The following is a 1,482-nucleotide window of genomic DNA, read 5'->3' on the forward strand; positions in this document are numbered from 1 at the left end:
ATACCGATAGCCCAAACGGAAACCAACGCCCCCTGCGCCGTATTGCCGATCGAGAAGATGCATATTTTCGCATTGTTCCCCTCCTGGAAAGTTCATCGATTTACGGCATGAAAACAAATACGCCGGCTGAACGAGACAGCAGACCTGGAAAGACCAAAAGAAATCCGTGCGCGGAAACTTGAAGCACCACGCAAGATTACTTTAGCACATTCGAATTTTCGAGAGTAGGCGTGAATACCGGATAAGGATTAGCCCACTATGTTTACGACGAACCGAAACGTTGACAACGGAGCTGCCGATTTATTCCGCCTAGCTGCGGTTTTTGCGAGGATGAGATAAATTTTGGCATTGTGGCGGGCTGCGGTGGCTAAAGACGATGGGCGTAGCCGCTTCTCGCGCCAATAAAAAAAGCCCGCTTTGCGGCGGGCTTGTTTAATTGGTTTCGTTTGCAGGCTTTTTGCCCTGTTCGGGTTTCGCACCCATGCGGTTATGATGAGCATTGGGGAACGAGGAGCGAGCATCGCTAGCGAAGACGAAGTCTTTGCGGCAGCGATAAGCGGCGTGCGGTTAGATTTCGGGGGAGGTTTAGTAAGGATTTGGTTGCGGGGGCAGGATTTGAACCTGCGGCCTTCAGGTTATGAGCCTGACGAGCTACCGGGCTGCTCCACCCCGCGTTACCTAGGTAAACTGCAAAGCAGTTTATCCGTCCCGCGACAAATCCGTTTTGGATTTGTCGCTGCTACGTAAATCGCTTTGCGATTTACGGATCTGTGCCGAGCAAATTGCGAAGCAATTTGTCTCGTATCATATGGCACCAAACACAAAAGGCCGCTTTATGAGCGGCCCTTTGATCGGCTTTGGGCCGTAAATTTCGTAATGAGAAGATTTACACGAGTTGCGTTTTGCAGACCTGGCAGCGACCGACTCTCCCGCGTCTTAAGACGAAGTACCATAGGCGCTGGGGCGTTTCACGGCCGTGTTCGGAAAGGGAACGGGTGCAGCCACCCCGCCATGACCACCAGGTCAGCGAAGCGCAACTTGTGTTGAGAAGCTGGTGGATGTTTTCACATCCTTTTTATTTGAACACGTCTTTGAACCTTTCGCGAGGCACCTTCGGCCAGAAGGCCGCAAGCGCAAAGCGCGTCGCCGGTTGTCCGGCGCGCCGTCCGCAGCGCCATTGGCGCGTGAGGACAAAAGGTCAAGCATCATCAGGCAAAGCCTGATGAGCATAGTCAATGAGAACGATCAAGCCAATCGAGCTATTAGTACCGGTAAGCTTCATGCGTTGCCGCACTTCCACACCCGGCCTATCAACGTGGTCGTCTTCCACGGCTCTGATAGGGAATACTCGTTTCCAGGTGGGTTTCCCGCTTAGATGCCTTCAGCGGTTATCCCGTCCATATATAGCTACCCTGCTATGCCCTTGGCAGGACAACAGGTCCACCAGAGATATGTCCATCCCGGTCCTCTCGTACTAGGGAC

General features: G+C 53.0%; 1 protein-coding gene, 1 tRNA gene and 2 rRNA genes. 1 reads left to right on the top strand and 3 read right to left on the bottom strand.

Annotation, left to right across the window (positions count from 1 at the left end; translation table 11 throughout):
• Window positions 1-182 (top strand): hypothetical protein (locus AAAB35_RS21975; RefSeq protein ID WP_340670407.1); only part of this gene is annotated, 182 nt, incomplete at its 5' end.
• A 415-nt stretch (window positions 183-597) separates the two neighbouring features.
• Here AAAB35_RS21975 and AAAB35_RS21980 read toward each other — a convergent pair.
• The 3 genes from AAAB35_RS21980 to AAAB35_RS21990 all read right to left on the bottom strand — a co-directional run.
• Window positions 598-674: transfer RNA gene (locus AAAB35_RS21980), tRNA-Met, on the bottom strand.
• 234 nt (window positions 675-908) lie between these two features.
• Window positions 909-1,023: ribosomal RNA gene (gene rrf, locus AAAB35_RS21985) — 5S ribosomal RNA — on the bottom strand.
• Between the two features lie 218 nt (window positions 1,024-1,241).
• Window positions 1,242-1,482, bottom strand: a 23S ribosomal RNA gene (locus AAAB35_RS21990); the annotation flags it as partial.

Origin of the sequence: Phyllobacterium sp., assembly GCF_037994425.1 — a bacterium.
Lineage (GTDB): Bacteria > Pseudomonadota > Alphaproteobacteria > Rhizobiales > Rhizobiaceae > Phyllobacterium.